The organism is Flavobacterium rhamnosiphilum (assembly GCF_004349195.1).
GTDB classification, from domain to species: domain Bacteria; phylum Bacteroidota; class Bacteroidia; order Flavobacteriales; family Flavobacteriaceae; genus Flavobacterium; species Flavobacterium rhamnosiphilum.
In genome coordinates, this window is the sequence record NZ_SMLG01000006.1 from 1 (window position 1) to 19,192 (window position 19,192).

The following is a 19,192-nucleotide window of genomic DNA, read 5'->3' on the forward strand; positions in this document are numbered from 1 at the left end:
AAAGAATCCTCATCATGAATTTGATGAGGATTTTTTGCGTTTATAAGTTTTTTAATTATTTAAGTAACTAGTTAATAAGTAATTGATGCTTTTACTTTTTTATCCTTATTTGCATAGCATAATCATAAGGATCAAGTTGTGTAAATGATATTTTCTCCCGTTTTACAAATTTAAAATAGTGATATATTTTTTCTTTTGTAAATCTTTGTGACCAAAATCTTTCTTTTGTGGCTGTAAAACTATCTTTGGCATCAGTTATTACAGTCATTCCCATTTTCTGATACGATAGTTCTTGCTTTTTTCTCGTATTCTCGTTGTCAATATAGCAGGCTCCAATTAAAATTTCTCCATTAGCATTCAGCATTTTATAGGCAAAGGTGAAAATAGTATCAAATTTTTCATTTTTTGATAAATCAATTTTTTCGGATAATAAATTATAATTTTCAAAAGGGAAGTTTTCAGGATAAAAATTACCTGCCGTAAACCAAGTTGTAATAATCAAATCATACTGCTTTTGTAATTGATTTAATTCTACAGCATCTAAAAAATAAACGGTCACTTTATCTTCAATATTTAATTCATTTGCTGTGTTACGTGATAAATTAACACATGTTTCGGCATTATCAGTACCGTCATAGAATTTAACCATATTCCACATTTCGGGAATTGCACTTAAATGTTTTACTATTCGAGCATTACCAATTCCGATGTCTAAAATGGTTATTGGACTTCCTTTTTTAAGGTATATTTCCGCAATTACTTTCTTTAGTTCTATAAATTCCGCCCATTGTGCCTGTAACAATTCTTCTGATAAATAATTTTCATCGAATGATTTTTGAGCAGTATTTTTATTGTCATACATTTCCATAATTACTTTATTTAGAAATCTACTCAAATTTAGTCTTTCATTTTGCAATTGCAAGTAAAATATACGTTTGCAATTTTTAATTAATTTTAGGCATGTTTTTTTGATGAGTTAAGAATAGATTAATTTATTATTCTGAAGTATTTGTTCAGAGTTTGATTAAACTTTATGTTGTATTTTTGTTTTAAATATAAAAATATAATATGAAAAAAATTATTTTGTTTTTGGCATTTATTATGTCTTTGAACTCACAAGCTCAGCAACGCCCTAAATTAGTGGTAGGTATAGTGGTTGACCAAATGAAAATGGAATATCTATATCGTTTTTCAGATGATTTTTCTGCAAATGGTTTTAAAAGATTAATGAATAATGGGTATACATTTCACAATATGCATTACAATTATGTACCTACTTATACTGCGCCGGGTCATGCGAGTATTTATACTGGAGCAACCCCTTCTACTCATGGTATTGTAGGGAATGATTGGTTTAATAAAGCTATAGGAAAAGATATGTATTGTACAGATGATGCTTCTGTAAAAACAATAGGTGATGGTACAGAAAAGGAGGGAGCAATGTCTCCAAAAAACTTGCTAAGTACCACCATTACTGATGAGTTGCGAATGGCGACAAATTTTAAAGGAAAAGTAATCGGGATGAGTATCAAAGATCGTGGTGCTATTTTACCAGCGGGTCATTTTGCTAATTGGGCATTTTGGTATAGTAAGACTGGAGCCTTCATTTCTAGTACTTTTTATGGTTCAACATTACCAGCTTGGGTAACGCAATTCAACCAAGAAAAGCGATATATGAACTATATCAATACAGGTTGGGATTTGTTGAAGCCTGCTGCTACTTATAACGAAAGCCTTTCAGACGATAATCCATATGAAGGTAAATTAGATAAAGCAAACCCACCTATTTTTCCATATGATTTAAATAAGATATACAAAGAAAAAGGTGCTGATGTTTTGCGTACAACACCTTTTGGAAATGATATTTTGGCAGAATTAGCGATGAAAGCTATAGAAAAAGAAGAGTTAGGGAAAGATGAAATTACGGATTTTTTGACGGTTAGTTTTTCTTCAACGGATTATGTAGGACATACTTTTGGACCACGTTCTATGGAGTTGCAGGATACTTATTTGCGTTTAGATCAAACGATGGCTCAGTTTTTAAACTATTTAGATAAAACGGTTGGAAAGGATAATTACTTGCTTTTTCTGACCGCTGATCACGCAGGTGCTGAAAATCCAAATTATCTAAAAGATAATAAATACAATGTAAAAAATATTCCTTCAAAAGACATTGTTGAAGCATTAAAAAAACATTCTAACGAAACGTTTGGTGCTGATTTAATATTGGATTATTCTAACTTTAATCTTTTTTTCAATAAAGAAATAATAAAACAAAAAGGGGTAGAATTGACGAAAGTGAAACAAAGTTTCAAAGACTTTTTGATGACTCAAGAACAAGTTAAAAGAGTGTACACTGAAGAAGAAATTTTAGCTTCGTCGGGGGATGATTATTTCTTGAGTTTTATTTCAAAAGGTTTCGATCCAAAACAAAATGGCGATATAGTTATACTTGATAAAACGGGTTACATGCAATACCAACCTACCGGAACTACTCACGGATCACCTAATAGTTATGATACTCACGTACCGTTACTTTTTTATGGATGGCAAGTGCCAAAAGGAGAATTGCACACTAAAAAATATATTACTCAAATTGCACCAACGCTTTCGCAAATGTTGAAGATTCCATTTCCTAATGGAACTGAATCTGAAGTTTTGGAAACGTTGTTAGATAAAAAATAAATAGTATTGTCATTATTAAAAAAATCCCATTCGTTTTGCAAATGGGATTTTTTTGTTTTAAACTGTAGCGGCTGATACCGGTAACGGAATTTGGTTTCTCAACAAATCTTCAAAGGTTTCATGTGCTCTGATTAAATGTCCTTCACCATTTAGCCATAATACTTCGGCTGGTTTGTATCTAGAGTTGTAGTTTGATGCCATGGAGAAACAATATGCTCCTGCATTTCTAAAACATAAAATATCGCCTTCTTTTATTTCTGCTATTTTTCTATTATTGGCAAAAGTATCGGTTTCACAAATGTATCCTACTACGGAGTAAAAACGTTCTTTCCCTTTTGGGTGTGATATGTTTTCAATATGATGTTGTGAACCATAAAACATTGGTCTAATCAAATGATTAAAACCACTATCTATTCCTGCAAAAACAGTCGAAGTAGTTTGTTTAACGACATTAACTTTAGCCAAAAAGAAACCTGCTTCACTTACTAAAAATTTCCCTGGTTCAAATATTAACGTTAATTCTTTTCCGTATTCGGCACAAAAAGCATTGAATCTTTTGGATAATTTTTTGCCTAGTTCCTCAATGTCAGTTTCGATATCGTCTTTTTTATAAGGCACTTTAAATCCGCTTCCAAAATCTAAAAATTCAAGATTTTTGAAGTTTTTAGCAGCATCAAATAAGATTTCGGCAGCATATAAAAATACTTCGATGTCCAAAATATCAGAACCGGTATGCATGTGAATACCTACGATATTCATTTTTGTGTTTTCAACAATACGAACCAAATGAGGTAATTGGTGTACAGAAATACCAAATTTACTATCAATATGACCAACAGATATATTTGCATTTCCGCCTGCCATCACGTGAGGATTTATTCTGATGCATACAGGAACATTTGGATATTTTGTGCCAAATTGCTCTAATATCGACAAATTGTCAATATTTATTTGAACTCCCATAGCTGTAACTTCCTCAATTTCTTCAAGAGAAACACCATTTGGAGTATAAAATATTTTTTCTGGTTCATAGCCGGCATGAAGCCCTAACAATACTTCTTGAATGGAAACAGTATCTAACCCTGATCCCATTTCTTTTAATAACTGAAGTATAGCAACATTCGACAAAGCCTTCATAGCATAATTGATGCGCAACTTATCTACTTTAGAAAAAGCTTTTGTTAATCTATTGTATTGAGATTGTATTTTTTCGGCATCATAAACGTATAATGGACTGCCAAATTGTTCTGCTAATTGTACTAAGTCTTTTGATTGCATGATTATTAATTTTGAGCAAATTTATTATTCTTTATTTAGTCCCACAAGCTAATAAATGAATTCTAACAAATTGTAACAAAAAGTTATAAATCAAACATTTTATTAATTCCTAAAATAGTGCAAAAAATATTATTAATAAAGTGTGAAAATAATTTTTATTTAGAATGAATAAAAATTATATTTGCTAAATAAAATATGCCAAAATTAAAAATATAATAGAAACCGCCCTTATGAACAGAAAGAAAATAATTTATTTGCTTGTTTTGATACCTTTTTTTGGATTTGCTCAGGAAAAAATTAATGAAGTAGAAAAAGTTACCGAATTGGATGACATCATAATAACTGCCAGTCGTAAAAAAGAGAGTATAAAGGAAGTAACTTCCTCAGTGACCATTGTTGGAGAAAAAAAGATTCAAAACCAGTCATTGGTTAATTCAAACATTGCTAGTATTTTACAATATACCGTTCCTGGTTTGGCAACTTCTAGTAACCAAACGTCAAATTATGGACAAACCTTGAGAGGAAGGCCATTTTTGGTCATGATAGACGGAATACCACAATCTACGCCGTTGCGAAATGGTGGAAGAGATCTTCAGGTTATCGATCCGGCTTCAATTGAAAGAATTGAAGTTATCAAAGGAGCCACGTCGATTTATGGAAACGGTGCAGATGGAGGAATTATCAATTACATAACCAAGAAAAACCGTAAGGAAAAAATTATTATGGGTTCTGTTGCATCTAGTTTTACAGCACAACCTGCTTCTTTTGATCAAACTCTGGGCTTCAGAACTTCGATTTCTTTAAATGGTAAACACAATCGTTTTGACTACGTTTTGGGCTTGACCCATGAGCAAACAGGATTGTTAAAGGATGCCAATTCTGTAAATATTTCTCCAACGTATAGTTTGGCCAATATGAATACTTATAATGGATTGATTAAAATAGGTTACGAAATATCCGAAAATCAAAGAATTGAGGCATCGTATATAGGTTATGCATCAAAATCGTTTTTGAATCAAGATGTCAAAATCGGCAAATGGGGAGTGACTCCTACTATTGGGATAGCAGCAGCAGATAGATTAGGAACTCCTGAGGGAACTCCAAGAAATCATAATTTGAGGTTAAGCTACTCTAATTCTAGTATCTGGAATGGGACTTCGCTAAATGTAAACGCTTATTCACAAGACTTTAGAACTGTTTTTTACTATGATAAAATACAATTCCTTAACGGAGGACAGTCAAATGTAACTTCAAAAAAAATAGGACTTCGAGCAAATTTTGATTCTCGTCTTTTTTCTAAAGAAAATTATAAAGCCGATTTAATTTACGGAATAGACTTACTTCAAGATGCCACGGTGCAAAAACTGGAGGACGGTCGTTTTTGGACACCACAAATGAATATGCAAAATACAGCTCCATTTGCATTAGTGAAATTTGATGCGTGGAATAAATTTACCTTAAAAGCAGGTGCTCGATATGAAAATATTAAAGTTGAAGTTGATGATTTTAATACGCTTCCCGTATTAAACACAAAAACGAACACATATACCCCAAGTATTTTTGTTGAAGGCGGTAATTTAGAATACAATGCGCTGGTTTGGAATGTAGGAGTTCGATATAATGTTTTGCCTGCATTAAATGTTTTCTCGAGCTATTCACAATCGTTTTCCATTAATGAAATTGGAAGAATATTAAGAAGTGCAACCACAAGTGTTGTTTCAAAATTACCGACGGATCCCATAATAGTGAATAACTATGAAGTTGGATTAGCCGGATCGCCAAAAAGATGGTTCAATTATGAAGTAACAAGCTTTTGGAGTACTTCAAAACTAGGGGCATCCTCAGTCCAAAATACTGATGGTTCTTATGCTATGCAACGCGCTCCTGAATATATTTGGGGTTATGAGGCGATTATCAATTTCAAGCCTTTGGATTATCTAAGTTTTGGTGGTGCATTTGCTTGGATAGAAGGAAAAGTTGATAATGATAACGACGATTCTTATGAAAAATATATTAATGGCTCTCGAATAATGGCACCGAAAGTGACTGGTAACGTTCAAATTCAGCCTTTGAAAAATTGGGATGTTGAATTAAGTGTTTTACATAATTTTGAAAGAGACCGATTCAGCTCAGATCCAGCAACAAATAAATATAGTTTTAATGAAGGGCCTGTACAAAAATATACTATTTTTAATTTTAGTAGTTCGTATGTAATTAACAAACATATTAAAACATCGTTTGGTGTTGAGAATTTATTTAACAAAGATTATTCTCCAAATATTGCATGGTGGATGGCGAGAGATCAAGATTATGTGAAATCACCGGGCAGAAGAGTCTCTTTGCAATTGCAATATAGTTTTTAGTCTCTAATTTTTTTTAAAAGTCGATGCTAAAGTTGCAGTTTTAACCTTTTATACGTGTAATGAAATTTAAAAAAACAATTCGGAAATTGCATCTTTGGCTCGGCTTGGCTTCAGGGATTATCCTACTTATAGTAGCCGTAACAGGTTGTATTTATGTTTTTGAAGAAGAAATAACAAGCTGTACCCAACATGATTTTGATTATGTGAATGCGCAAAATTCAAGCCGTATGTCGCTTGATGTTATTATTGATTCTTTCAAGAAAAATCATGGGGATAATAAGTTGCTTTTTATCAAGCAAAAAGAGAGCGTTCCCAATGCAACAATTGTGCTGGGGGATAAAAAAACTCAAGTAGCCTATAATCCCTACAACGGGAAGGAAGTGATGTCTCTGGATAGTAAAGATTCGTTTTTTGCCATAATTTTAGAGATTCATCGTACGTTACTTTTAGGTGATATTGGTAAAAATATAATTGGAGTTTCGACTTTTATATTCCTTTTTATGTTGATTTCAGGTTTGGTTTTGTGGTTTCCAACCAATTTTAAAAAGTTGAAATTTTATTTTACTGTAAGTAATAAGTCTGCCAAAAGATTGAATTTTGATTTGCACAGAATTGGAGGTTTTTACGCTTCTTTTATTCTGGTTTTTATAGCGAGTACGGGTTTGTTTTTTTCGTATGATTTTGTAAAAAAGGCAGCGTATGCAGTTACCAATAGTAAACCGTACACCAAATGGGGGCCCAATTCTGGAATGCCAAAAACGACGGAAACGAACATTGCTGCAATTTATGCACAAATACAAAAAGAATACCCCAATTGCATAGAGTCAACTATTTATTATCCTAAAGAAAGTAACGGTACCATTCGTATGAAATTGAAATATGCATATGAATATATCCCAAAATACAATACCTTTTTTGTAGATCAATTTTCGGGAAAAATTGCGCAAACAGATTTAGATAAAAACGCATCGACGGCAGAGAAAGTTAAAAACTCAATTTTCGGTATTCACACAGGTTCTATTTTTGGAATTTCGGGTAAAATAATTGCCTTTTTGGTTGTTCTAATAGCTGCAAGTTTACCAATTACTGGTTTTATAATGTGGAGAAGGAAGCGAAAAGCAAAATCGAAACAAATCAAACCAAATGCTTTTATCTATGAATCAATTGTTGAAAATTAGGTAGATCATTATTCTTAACTTGTCAAGTCTGTTTACAAATTGACTGTAATTAAAAATCCCCTTTGGAAAATAATATTTTTCAAAGGGGATTACTTATTTCTATTAAATACTACAAACTTGGCAAATCTCCCTTGCCTTTTGTTGGTAGATTGGTGTAACCCATTAAGTATAAATCAACTTCTCTAGCGGCTTCTCTACCTTCGGATATAGCCCAAACGATTAAGGATTGTCCTCTTCTCATATCACCAGCGGTAAATATATGAGGAACATTTGTTTGATAATTTGTTGCTTTATAGTTGCTTCTCATATCAATTTCTAATCCCAATTGGTTGCTTAACGTTTTTTCAGGGCCTGTAAAACCAAGGGCTAATAAAGCCAAATCACATGGCCATATTTTCTCTGAACCTTCTTTTTCTATTAGTTCTGGTCTTTGCCCTGGCGTTATTTTCCACGCTACTTCAACGGTTTTTAATCCAACTACTTCTCCTTTTTCATTAGCAAGGAATTCTTTGGTATTGATTAACCAGTTTCTGTCACAGCCTTCTTCATGCGAAGAAGATGTTTTTAGCTGCAACGGCCAAAATGGCCATGGCGTAGTTTCGCTTCTTCCAACTGGAGGTTTTGGCATGATTTCAAAGTTGGTAACTGATTTTGCTCCATGTCTGTTGGACGTTCCCACGCAATCTGATCCTGTATCTCCACCACCAATCACGATTACGTCTTTACCGGTTGCTTTAACTTGGTTAGCAATTGTTTCACCATATAAAACTTTGGTTTGTTGTGTAAGGAAATCCATAGCTTGAACCACGCCTTTGCTGTCAGCACCTTTTGTTGGCAAACCTCTTCTTTCGGTAGCTCCACCACATAATACGATAGAATCAAAAGCATTTAATTCATCGACGCTATAGTTTACACCTACGTTTACATTGGTTTTAAAAACTACACCTTCTGCTTCCAATACTTTAACGCGTCGGTCAATAATTCCTTTTTCTAATTTAAAGTTTGGAATTCCGTAACGTAATAGTCCACCTATTGCATTGTCTCTTTCAAAAACGGTAACGGTATGTCCAGCACGATTCAATTGTTGTGCAGCGGCCAATCCAGCAGGACCAGATCCAATTACGGCAACTGTTTTTCCAGTTCTCACTTCTGGTGTTTGTGGTTTGATCCAACCTTCTGCAAAACCTCTTTCGATAATATTCTTTTCAATATTTTCGATAGCTACAGGCTCACTGATAATTCCCAATACGCATGATTTCTCACAAGGCGCAGGACATAAACGACCCGTAAACTCAGGGAAATTGTTTGTTGATTGTAAAATCTTCAAAGCGCTTTCCCATTCTTCTTGATGCACCATGTCATTAAAATCAGGAATTAAATTCCCTAAAGGACATGAGCTGTGACAAAAAGGAATTCCGCAATCCATACATCTGGAACCTTGTTCTTTAATTTTATCTTTTGCTAACGGAATTGTAAATTCATTATAATTTGATACTCTTTCTAGAACAGCAACATTACTTTCGTCGGTTCTATTATATTCCTTAAATCCACCTATCTTACCCATGACTATTGTGCTATTAGTTCTTCAATTTGCTTTTCCTCTGATATTCTTTGCAATGCTTTTTTGTAATCGGTTGGCATTACTTTGATAAAATGCTTCTGTTGGTTTTGCCAGTCTTCCAAAATTCTTTTTGCCAAAGGACTGTTGGTGTACATAGAATGATTTTTTATCAAACGTCTCAGTTTAGTAAAATCATCTTCTTCCAATGTTTCAAAAGCGACCATTTCCATATTGCATAATGTAGCATCGAATTTTTTATTTGGATCAAAAACATAAGCAATACCACCGCTCATTCCAGCTGCGAAATTTCTTCCGGTTTTTCCTAGTACCACAACAGTTCCACCAGTCATGTATTCACATCCGTGATCTCCAATTCCTTCTACAACTGCTGTTGCACCCGAATTTCTAACCGCAAAACGTTCTCCAGCCATACCATTAATATAGGCTTCACCAGTAATTGCACCATAAAGCGCTACATTACCAATGATGATGTTTTCTTCTGGTTTGAAAGTAGCAGTAGGAGGGACTTTAATAATCAATTTTGCACCAGAAAGTCCTTTTCCTAAATAGTCATTGCAATTTCCGTGGATTTTAAAAGACAAACCGTTGGTTGCAAAAGCACCAAAACTTTGCCCCGCTGAACCTTCAAAGTCAACCAAAATAGTGTCATCAGGTAATCCTTGTGCACCATATATTTTTGAAATTTCATTACTCAAAATTGCCCCAACAGAGCGATCTGTATTTTTAATTTTGAAATTAACCCTGGTTCTTTCTTTTCTGTAAATAGAAGGAATAGCCGCTTTTATAATTTCAAAATCAAGCACATTGTCCAATGCGTGATCTTGAGTTGTTGTGTTATGATTTGGAACCGTTTTTGCTTTTTCTGGTTTATATAAAATTGAAGATAAATCTAATCCACTTGCTTTATAATGTTTGATGGCTTTGTTGACATTCAATTTTTGTGATTGTCCCACCATTTCTTTAAGTGTTCTAAAACCTAATTGAGCCATGATTTCTCTCAATTCTTCGGCAATGAAATACATGAAGTTGATGATGTGTTCCGGAGTTCCCTTGAAATTTTTTCTCAATTCAGGATCTTGGGTTGCAATACCCACTGGGCACGTATTCAAGTGACAAGCTCTCATCATGATACAACCTGAAGCTACTAATGGCGCTGTTGCAAAACCAAATTCTTCGGCACCAAGCAGAGCGGCAATTGCTACGTCACGTCCTGTTTTTAATTGCCCGTCACATTCCAGTACCACACGACTTCTTAAATCATTTAAGATTAAGGTTTGTTGGGCTTCTGCCAATCCAAGTTCCCAAGGAATACCGGTATGTTGCAATGAAGTTAGTGGTGCAGCACCGGTTCCTCCATCGTATCCAGAAATCAAAATCACATCGGCTTTTGCTTTGGCAACACCGGCAGCGATAGTTCCAACACCTACTTCCGAAACTAATTTTACGTTTACTCTTGCTTCACGATTGGCATTTTTTAAATCAAATATTAATTGTGATAAATCTTCAATAGAATAAATATCGTGATGTGGAGGAGGGGAGATAAGTCCAACATAAGGTGTTGAGTTTCTTACTGCCGCAATCCAAGGCACCACTTTTTCGCCAGGTAATTGTCCACCCTCTCCCGGTTTTGCACCTTGAGCCATTTTTATCTGAATCTCTTTGGCATTGGTCAAATAGTTAATTGATACACCAAATCTTCCTGAAGCCACTTGCTTGATGGCACTATTTCTAGAATCACCATTGAGGTCTTTTTGGAAACGTTTAGAATCTTCTCCACCTTCTCCAGAATTACTTTTTCCGCCAATTCTGTTCATGGCAATCGCCAAGTTTTCATGGGCTTCCTGACTGATTGATCCATAAGACATGGCACCAGTTTTGAATTTTTTTACAATTTCTGTCCAAGGCTCCACTTCGTCAATTGAAATAGGATCAAGATTATTGAATTCAAATAAACCTCTGATGGTCATTAAGTTTTCACTTTGATCATTCACCATAGTAGAGTATTCTTTGTAACTTTCCGGACTATTTAAACGAACCGCTTGTTGTAATTTTGAGATTGTTGTTGGGTTAAACATGTGTTTTTCCCCGTTTCTTCTCCATCTGTAAATACCTCCAATTTCTAATGGCAATAAACTTGCAACTTCAGAATTTGGAAATGCTTTTTGGTATCTTTTTTTGATTTCTTTTTCTACCTCCATTAAACCAATTCCTTCAATTCTGGAAGGAGTATAAGGGAAATATTTAGAGGTGAATGTTTTATTTAATCCTAAAATTTCAAAAATTTGTGCAGCTCTGTATGAATGTAAAGTAGAGATGCCAATTTTATTCATGATTTTTAGAATCCCTTTTGCAATCGCTTTGTTGTAATTTTTAACGGCGTAATCCGCTTTTACATTGGTGATAAAACCTTGTTTTACTTGATCGTGAATGATTTCATTTACCATGTAAGGATTGATTGCACTTGCACCATAACCGAATAATAATGCAAAATGATGGGGTTCACGAGGTTCAGCAGATTCGATTATGATTCCGAATTTCGAACGTGATTTTAGAATATTCAATGAATGGTGAATATAAGAACAAGCCAATAACATTGGTATTGGAGCCATTTCTTCGCTAACTCCTCTATCAGAAAGAATCACAATATTGTAACCTTCTGAAACCGCTTTGAAAGTTGCTTGTACACATTTCTCCAAAGCACGTTCCAAACCATTTACCCCTTTTTCAATTGGATATAAAGTAGAAATAGTAACCGATTTGAAATCGGCATGATCAATGTTTTTTATTTTATCTAAATCCTCATTTGAGATAACTGGATTTTGAATTTTTAGTTTTTTACAATGTTTCGGGACAATATCAAAGATGTTATAATCACCACCAATTGCTAAACTAATATCAGTAATAATTTCTTCACGAATACCGTCCAATGGCGGGTTGGTAACTTGAGCAAATAATTGTTTGAAATAGTTATATAGCAATTGTGGCTGATCTGATAAAACTGCCAAAGGCGTATCGTTACCCATAGAGCTTAATGCTTCTGCACCTTCAGCGCCCATTGGGTTTATGATTGTTTTTAAATCCTCAATTGTATATCCAAACAAACGTTGTCTGGTTTCAAAATCAATTTTCTCAACTGGAATTGGATTGTCTGTATAAGGAATTTGAGCTAATTGAAGTAAATTGGCATCCAACCATTGCTTGTATGGTCGTTTAGTAACAACGGAATTTTTTATCTCATCATCTTCAATAATACGGCCTTCGTTCATGTCAACCAAAAACATTTTTCCTGGTTCCAATCGGCCATGTTGTACCACATCTTCTGGTTTAATGTCTAGAACACCAATTTCTGATGACATAATTACAAAACCACTTTTGGTCAATGTATAACGAGAAGGACGTAATCCGTTTCTATCCAATAAAGCACCAATCACATTCCCATCTGTAAACGGAATAGAAGCTGGCCCATCCCATGGTTCCATGATACAGGCATTGTATTCGTAAAACGCTTTCTTGTCTTCCGACATGGTTTGGTGTTTTTCCCAAGCTTCAGGAACTACCATCATCATGGCTTCCGGCAAAGAACGTCCAGTCATCAATAATAATTCGATAACCATATCCATAGAAGCCGAATCGGATTTTCCTTCTAATATAATTGGGAATAATTTTTTGATATCATCTCCAAATACATCACTTTTCATAAGTTCTTCACGAGCACGCATTCGGCTAATGTTTCCACGAAGGGTATTTATTTCGCCATTGTGACACATGTATCTAAACGGTTGTGCCAGTTCCCATGACGGAAAAGTATTAGTCGAAAAACGTTGGTGAACCAAGGCTAATCTGGTTACCAAGTCATCATCTAACAAATCGGTATAATACCTGCTAATATCCTCAGGCATCAAAAGTCCTTTGTATATAATAGTGGTAGTGGAAAAACTGGAGAAGTAAAATTTATGACTTTCCGAAATTCGTGAATTTATAATAACATGTTCCGCTATTTTTCTTGCAGCAAACATTTTGGCGTTGAATTGTTGTTCGGTAAGATCCAAACCATTTTTTCCAACAAACACTTGTTTTACGGTTGGTTCTTTTTCGGCTGCAATTTGACCTAAATTAGATACATCAACAGGAACGTCTCTCCATCCTAAAATGCTTAAATTTTGGTCTTTTATGGAAGCTTCAAAAGTTGATTTACAGAAAGAAACCTGGTTGATGCTTTTTGGCATAAAAACCATTCCTACTGCATATTCTCTAGTTTCTGGAATTTCGAAATCACAAACTTTTTTGAAAAAATCATGAGGAATATCAAATAGAATTCCTGCTCCATCTCCCGTTCTTCCATCTGCACTTACAGCTCCACGATGCTCTAGCTTTATTAAGATATCGAGTGCTTTATGTATGATGTCATTTGACTTAATTCCATTCAAATTACAAATAAATCCTGCGCCACAGTTGTCGTGTTCAAATTCCGGCAAATAAAGGCCTTGTTCTTTAACTCTCATGCTGATATTTTTTTTATACAAAAATAAAGATTTCGTTAAATATAATACATCAAAAATGCAGTACAGACTATATTTTTATGGTAAAAGAATAAAAAGGTTGAATAAAAATCAATACTATCATTTAAATACCTTGAAATTGATAATTTGACAATTCGATTTATTTTTAAATGAATAAAACAGTAATAATAGGCTACAAATAGCCCTTTTTGTTAGTGCCATTTCAATCGTTATAGTAGTTTTTGTTTCTCAAATTCTGTATAGTATCACATCATAAAGAATTGAAAAATGCATGCATAAATTTCATTTATTTTCTACCTAATATTATCTTAGTTTTAAATAGGAAAAAAGATTTCTCTATTTAGATGAATTTTGCTATTTTTGTGCCACTTTTATTCTGAAATAAATTCAGAATCCAGACAAATTCTATATTATGAACATACACGAATATCAAGGAAAAGAGATTTTAGCTAGCTACGGAGTTCGCATTCAACGCGGAATTGTTGCTAATAGTCCAGTAGAAGCGGTTGCTGCTGCAAAACAATTAACTACCGAAACGGGTACAAGTTGGTATGTTGTAAAAGCCCAAGTTCATGCAGGTGGACGTGGAAAAGGTGGTGGAGTGAAGCTTGCCAAAAATTTACAACAAGTAGAAGAGATTTCAGAGCAAATCATCGGAATGCAATTGATTACACCTCAAACTTCTGCTGAAGGTAAAAAAGTACACAAAGTTTTAATCGCTGAAGATGTTTATTATCCTGGTGAAAGTGAAACTTCTGAGTTTTATGTTTCTGTATTATTAAATAGAGCTACAGGTCGTAACATGATTATGTATTCTACTGAAGGTGGAATGGATATTGAAGAAGTTGCGGAACACACTCCTCATTTAATTTTTACTGAAGAAGTTGATCCTTCTGTTGGATTACAAGGTTTTCAAGCAAGAAGAATTGCTTTTAACTTAGGTCTTTCTGGAAATGCTTTCAAAGAAATGGTGAAATTTATCGATTCTTTATACAATGCATATATTGGATCTGATGCTTCGATGTTTGAAATCAACCCGGTTTTAAAAACATCTGACAATAAAATTATGGCTGTAGATGCTAAAGTAAATATCGATGATAATGCTTTATACAGACAAAAGAAATATGCTGATATGCGTGACGTTCGTGAGGAAAACCCAATCGAAGTTGAAGCAAAAGAAGTAGGTTTAAACTATGTTGACCTTGACGGTACAGTAGGATGTATGGTGAACGGAGCTGGTTTGGCTATGGCAACTATGGATTTAATCAAGTATGCTGGTTTTGAGCCTGCTAACTTCCTTGACGTAGGTGGAACTGCTGACGCAAAACGTGTTGAAACTGCTTTCCGTATTATCTTAAAAGATCCAAACGTAAAAGCAATTTTAATTAATATTTTTGGTGGAATCGTTCGTTGTGACCGTGTGGCGCAAGGAGTTGTTGATGCTTACAAAAATATGGGTGATGCTATAAAAGTGCCAATTATTGTTCGTTTACAAGGTACAAATGCAGCTATTGCAAAAGAATTAATTGATAATTCAGGAATGCCAATTTTATCTGCTGTTGAATTTCAAGAAGCAGCTGATCAAGTAAAAGCGGCTCTTTCTTAATATAATATTTTGTAGATACGTACTGCGGTGCGTTTTTATCCAAAACAAAAATCCTGAGTGAAAGCTCAGGATTTTTTTTATGCGGTAAAAATAAAATTTATTTAATACCAATTGCTTCATGTCCTCTTAATAGAATCGTATTTTTAGAATCTAAATTTTCTTTGGTTTTCCCCAAGATGTTAATGATGTCAAATTTGGTATCATTTTTTCTTAAATTGTAAAAGGCGTTTGAATTGGTAACTTCTACGGTCAAAATATAGTTGCGGTCTAATTTGAAAGTTTCAATATTGTCTTTTATAAGTACTCCATTTACCATATAAATGACATCGTTGCTTTTGATTTTGGTAAATTCAGATTTGATTTGGTCCAAACTTATGAAATCATATTTCTTAGGATTTTTGGTTGTTATGAATATCTGTCCATAATATAAAACACCATTTATTGTGGTGTTCTTTTTGATAATATTTATAGATTCAATTTCATTGGGGTCAATATATTCCATTGTATTTGTAGCAACTAAGGTTGAATCAAGAAGCATTGCTGGCTCTTCAGTTTTGTTATTTTGTCCAAAAAATACTGTTGTAAGAAATAATAGAGAGAAGGTTAGAATACATTTCATTCTGGAAGGGATAAATTAGTAATGCTAAATAAATATACAAAAAATCCTGAGTGTAAGCTCAGGATTTTTTTGTTATTTTAAAACATCTTTTAATTCTATAATTTCAAATTCTGGATCGTATTTTATAAACTCGCGCAGCATAGCTGTGTGACCTGCTCCAAGCAATACCATTATTTTATCGTCTTTATTTTCTGTTAGTTTTTGAATTAAAGAATACATATAAAGGTTTCTTCGGTACCATTCTGAAACTAAATAAGCACCCACAAAATTGTCTGTTTTTCCAGCTTTGTTGGCAGTTTCAAGATACCAATTTACATTTTCGGTATTCGATTCTTTTGTATTGCAATCTATAAGTAGCTCGGTTAAGGAATATTTAGCAATTTTTTGATTTTGAGATTTTTCATAAGCTGCCATTTCTTCTTTGTTCTTTTTGATCAAATCAAGTTGATTGGCTTCTTGCATGCCTTTCACCAAACTATCGTACGGAAAACCTGCTTGATTGTAATCAATTGCAAATAGCTTTTTATGGCCTAATTTTTTAGCTGATCTTAATGCCAATTGTACTCTTTCATCGGCATTTTTTTGAAACAAACTGTCTGTGTTTTTAGCATAGAATTTATCTAATTTGTCTTGTTTCTCATAGTTCCATTCTACAAAAATTTTGTTGGGACCAAATCTTTTAATTTTATTAGTAATGTCTTCGAGTTCTTTTTGACTTTTGTGCGACATTACATTGAAAGTATTTATCTGAGCAACATCGAGTCCTGGATTTTCAAAATGAAAGGTTCCAATTAATAGAATTTGTTTCTTTTTTGATTGTGCAAATACAGGATTAATAGAAACTGTAAATAAAAATAGCAGCAGTAATTTTTTCATGATAATTAAGGTTTTAAATTTATCCCGAAAGTAGAATAGTTCTTAAGGCTAATTTTGAATTTTTGACAAATACCGAATTACAAATTGTAAATTGTCAAAATCAGTTGATGAAAAATTTTGTGTACTGATTATTGCAGTTCATCTCAAAAAAATGTGATTTCCTATAAATAATGATTTTGATTAAAGACATAATTGTATTTTTGAATATATTAGTACCCAATTATGAAACTAAAGCCCCCTTTTTATTATCACATTATTCTGTTTTTAGGATTATTTGTTACTTTTTATCTATGGAACATTGGTGTCAATAAAATGGAAATTTTATTCATTTTCAATAGGATGGATTTTTTGTTTTCGGTAAGTGGATTTATGGCGATTTTTGCAATTTATATTTTGAATTTTTATACTTTTTGCAATTGGTTTTTAAGTAAAAAAAGGATTTTATTTTACTTGTTAAGTATTCCTGTTTCATTAATTACTTTTGCTGGGGTACGGTATTTTTTTCAAGAAATTGTTCTTTTTGAAATCACAGGAATTCATAATTATGTTGAAAAATCAAGAGAAATTGAATTCTATGTTCGGGATAATTTTTTCTTTGGATTGCCATCTGTAATTATTAGTACTTTGGCTTATTTATTTTGGCAATTTCAAGAGGCTGAAAAACAAAATCAGCAATTGCTTTTAGAGAATAAAAAGGCCGAATTTCAGTTGTTAAAATCACAAGTCAGTCCACATTTTTTGTTCAATACTTTAAATTCTTTTTATAGTGATTGGATTGAAAAAGATGCTGAAGCGGCATCTGATTTATTAATTTTGTCTGATTTACTTCGTTATGTGATTGCGGAAACTGAAAAAGAACTGGTATTGCTTTCCAAAGAAATTCAGTTCCTGCAAAATTATATTCATTTGCAGGGGAAAAGATTTGAAAATCAACTCTTTTTAAGTTTTTCTATCGAGGGGAATTATAGTAATGAGTTGATTCTTCCTTCAGTTTTAATTCATTTTATAGAAAATGTGTTTAAACATGGAAAACTGAATGATTGTGATAAAAAAGCATCGATTTTGATAAATGTAAAAGATGGTTTTGTAGAAATTTCAACGTTTAATTATATCATTCAAGGAGAAAATTATTCTTCGACAGGAATTGGATTTGAAAACCTGACAAAACGTTTAGAATATACTTATAAAGAAAAATTTGTGTTAGAGAAAACACAAGAAAATGATACCTTTAAAACGTATTTAAAAATTCCTTTAAAGATTGATTATTTATGAAAATTAAATGCATCATTGTCGATGACGAACCGCCTGCAATTCGCATCTTGGAAAGCTATTTCCAGAAAGTTTCTTTCCTTGAAAAAGTAGGTGTTTTTAATGATTCGATGAAAGCTTTAGAATTTCTGAATTCTCAAAGTGTTGATTTAGTTTTTTTAGATATTCAAATGCCACAACTAACAGGTTTACAGCTTTCAAAAATTATTTCTAAAGATATAAAAGTCATTTTTACAACGGCATATCCTGATTTTGCTTTAGAAGGTTTTGAGCTCAATGCGATTGATTATTTACTAAAACCAATTTCTTTTGAGCGTTTTTATCAAGCGGTTTCAAAGGTGAATATTGTTCCAAAACAAGCAATTAAAAGTAACAGTCAACTTGAATTTATTTTTATAAAAACGGATGGTAAAAATAAATTTTCAAAAATATTCTTAAATGATATTTTGTATGTTGAAAGTCTTCAAAATTATGTTTGCATTCATACTACTGTTCAAAAAATCATCACACATTCTTCGTTGAAAAACGTAATTGAATCATTGCCACAAAATGAGTTTGTTCAGATTCATAAATCATATGTGGTTTCTTTAAAACAAATTGTAGCAACTGACAATTTTTCTGTTTTTATCAATGAAAAGGAATTGCCAATCGGTGCTACTTTTAAAGATGCTTTTTTTGAACGAATTGGCAACAATAAGATATAAAAAAAAATCCTAAGTCTAAACTTAGGATTTTTTATTCTTACCGAAATTAAATTTCACTTTCTCTACGACTTGTATTTTGTTATTCCCTTTTGGATATTCTTTTTTTGAGGTTTTTTTAGAAGCGGGCTTTGATTTAGAAGGACTTTGATCTCCTCTTGATTTTTCTTCGTCTTTTGGCTTTGCTTTAAATTCCGTTCTTTCTGAAGCGCCTTCTTTTACAGGAATTTGAGCTTTGTGTTTGGCTAAAACATCATTTGGATTTTTTGGATTTTCTTTCGTTCCACGCAAGTGAATTACCAATGCATTTAGGAAATTACGCAACACTTGGTCACCACATTCCATATAATTTTCATGTTTTTCATCACGAAAAAAAGCACCCAATTCTGATTTAGTGATTCTAAAATCCACCAATTCTAATATTTCAACTATTTGATCGTCACGTAACATTAACGCTACACGAAGTTTTTTAAAGATATCGTTGTTTGTCATCATATTCTAATTTTTTACAAAGG

General features: G+C 33.0%; 13 protein-coding genes. 6 read left to right on the plus strand and 7 right to left on the minus strand.

The genetic code is table 11. The features are described from left to right. Window positions 1–91 precede the first annotated feature (91 nt). Entirely contained in the window at window positions 92–895 is an 804-nt protein-coding gene (locus E0I26_RS09140; protein WP_131916188.1) for a hypothetical protein, read from the minus strand. Window positions 896–1,068: 173 nt separating this feature from the next. Here E0I26_RS09140 and pafA point away from each other — a divergent pair, with 173 nt between their 5' ends. Further along, a complete protein-coding gene (gene pafA / locus E0I26_RS09145) occupies window positions 1,069–2,685 on the plus strand; it encodes an alkaline phosphatase PafA (protein ID WP_131916189.1) in 1,617 nt (538 codons plus the stop codon). 57 nt (window positions 2,686–2,742) lie between these two features. Here the strand turns inward: pafA and lysA are convergent, their stop codons facing one another. Further along, window positions 2,743–3,963 (minus strand): diaminopimelate decarboxylase, encoded by a 1,221-nt coding sequence (lysA, locus tag E0I26_RS09150; RefSeq protein WP_131916190.1) that lies wholly within the window; start codon window positions 3,961–3,963, stop codon window positions 2,743–2,745. Window positions 3,964–4,193: 230 nt separating this feature from the next. Between lysA and E0I26_RS09155 the strand changes: the two genes are divergently transcribed. Next, complete coding sequence (locus E0I26_RS09155) at window positions 4,194–6,326, plus strand: TonB-dependent receptor (RefSeq protein WP_131916191.1); 2,133 nt, start codon at window positions 4,194–4,196, stop codon at window positions 6,324–6,326. Between the two features lie 59 nt (window positions 6,327–6,385). Beyond that, window positions 6,386–7,504: a PepSY-associated TM helix domain-containing protein gene (locus E0I26_RS09160; protein ID WP_131916192.1), complete on the plus strand. Its 1,119-nt coding sequence runs from the start codon at window positions 6,386–6,388 to the stop codon at window positions 7,502–7,504. Between the two features lie 109 nt (window positions 7,505–7,613). Here E0I26_RS09160 and E0I26_RS09165 read toward each other — a convergent pair whose 3' ends face one another. After that, window positions 7,614–9,068, minus strand: a complete 1,455-nt coding sequence (locus E0I26_RS09165) for a glutamate synthase subunit beta (protein WP_131916193.1) — start codon at window positions 9,066–9,068, stop codon at window positions 7,614–7,616. Between the two features lie 2 nt (window positions 9,069–9,070). After that, window positions 9,071–13,588: a glutamate synthase large subunit gene (gltB, locus tag E0I26_RS09170; RefSeq protein ID WP_131916194.1), complete on the minus strand. Its 4,518-nt coding sequence runs from the start codon at window positions 13,586–13,588 to the stop codon at window positions 9,071–9,073. A gap of 430 nt (window positions 13,589–14,018) precedes the next feature. Here gltB and sucC point away from each other — a divergent pair, with 430 nt between their 5' ends. After that, complete coding sequence (sucC, locus tag E0I26_RS09175; protein WP_131916195.1) at window positions 14,019–15,212, plus strand: ADP-forming succinate--CoA ligase subunit beta; 1,194 nt, start codon at window positions 14,019–14,021, stop codon at window positions 15,210–15,212. A gap of 97 nt (window positions 15,213–15,309) precedes the next feature. Here sucC and E0I26_RS09180 read toward each other — a convergent pair whose 3' ends face one another. Further along, on the minus strand, window positions 15,310–15,831 hold the full coding sequence (locus tag E0I26_RS09180; RefSeq protein WP_131916196.1) for a hypothetical protein: 522 nt from the start codon (window positions 15,829–15,831) through the stop codon (window positions 15,310–15,312). Window positions 15,832–15,903: 72 nt separating this feature from the next. After that, window positions 15,904–16,707 (minus strand): DUF5694 domain-containing protein, encoded by an 804-nt coding sequence (locus tag E0I26_RS09185; protein ID WP_131916197.1) that lies wholly within the window; start codon window positions 16,705–16,707, stop codon window positions 15,904–15,906. A gap of 222 nt (window positions 16,708–16,929) precedes the next feature. On the opposite strand from E0I26_RS09185, the gene E0I26_RS09190 reads away from it, so the two are divergent. Both E0I26_RS09190 and E0I26_RS09195 read left to right on the plus strand, forming a co-directional pair. Beyond that, complete coding sequence (locus E0I26_RS09190) at window positions 16,930–17,979, plus strand: sensor histidine kinase (RefSeq protein ID WP_131916198.1); 1,050 nt, start codon at window positions 16,930–16,932, stop codon at window positions 17,977–17,979. Continuing rightward, window positions 17,976–18,680 carry a LytR/AlgR family response regulator transcription factor gene (locus E0I26_RS09195; protein ID WP_131916199.1) on the plus strand — a complete coding sequence of 235 codons (705 nt, stop codon included), beginning with the start codon at window positions 17,976–17,978 and terminating at the stop codon, window positions 18,678–18,680. Before E0I26_RS09190 ends, E0I26_RS09195 begins: the two co-directional genes overlap by 4 nt. A gap of 21 nt (window positions 18,681–18,701) precedes the next feature. On the opposite strand, the gene E0I26_RS09200 is transcribed toward E0I26_RS09195, so the two are convergent. Beyond that, complete coding sequence (locus tag E0I26_RS09200; protein WP_131916386.1) at window positions 18,702–19,169, minus strand: DUF1456 family protein; 468 nt, start codon at window positions 19,167–19,169, stop codon at window positions 18,702–18,704. Window positions 19,170–19,192 lie beyond the last annotated feature (23 nt).

What these genes read in the sequence shown, in the direction of transcription:
- pafA (WP_131916189.1), top strand. Translation starts at nt 1,069, where the DNA reads ATGAAAAAAATTATTTTGTTTTTGGCATTTATTATGTCTTTGAACTCA.
- E0I26_RS09180 (WP_131916196.1), bottom strand. Translation starts at nt 15,831, where the DNA reads ATGAAATGTATTCTAACCTTCTCTCTATTATTTCTTACAACAGTATTT.
- E0I26_RS09160 (WP_131916192.1), top strand. Translation starts at nt 6,386, where the DNA reads ATGAAATTTAAAAAAACAATTCGGAAATTGCATCTTTGGCTCGGCTTG.
- E0I26_RS09165 (WP_131916193.1), bottom strand. Translation starts at nt 9,068, where the DNA reads ATGGGTAAGATAGGTGGATTTAAGGAATATAATAGAACCGACGAAAGT.
- E0I26_RS09195 (WP_131916199.1), top strand. Translation starts at nt 17,976, where the DNA reads ATGAAAATTAAATGCATCATTGTCGATGACGAACCGCCTGCAATTCGC.
- E0I26_RS09185 (WP_131916197.1), bottom strand. Translation starts at nt 16,707, where the DNA reads ATGAAAAAATTACTGCTGCTATTTTTATTTACAGTTTCTATTAATCCT.
- E0I26_RS09190 (WP_131916198.1), top strand. Translation starts at nt 16,930, where the DNA reads ATGAAACTAAAGCCCCCTTTTTATTATCACATTATTCTGTTTTTAGGA.
- lysA (WP_131916190.1), bottom strand. Translation starts at nt 3,963, where the DNA reads ATGCAATCAAAAGACTTAGTACAATTAGCAGAACAATTTGGCAGTCCA.
- gltB (WP_131916194.1), bottom strand. Translation starts at nt 13,588, where the DNA reads ATGAGAGTTAAAGAACAAGGCCTTTATTTGCCGGAATTTGAACACGAC.
- E0I26_RS09155 (WP_131916191.1), top strand. Translation starts at nt 4,194, where the DNA reads ATGAACAGAAAGAAAATAATTTATTTGCTTGTTTTGATACCTTTTTTT.
- E0I26_RS09200 (WP_131916386.1), bottom strand. Translation starts at nt 19,169, where the DNA reads ATGACAAACAACGATATCTTTAAAAAACTTCGTGTAGCGTTAATGTTA.
- sucC (WP_131916195.1), top strand. Translation starts at nt 14,019, where the DNA reads ATGAACATACACGAATATCAAGGAAAAGAGATTTTAGCTAGCTACGGA.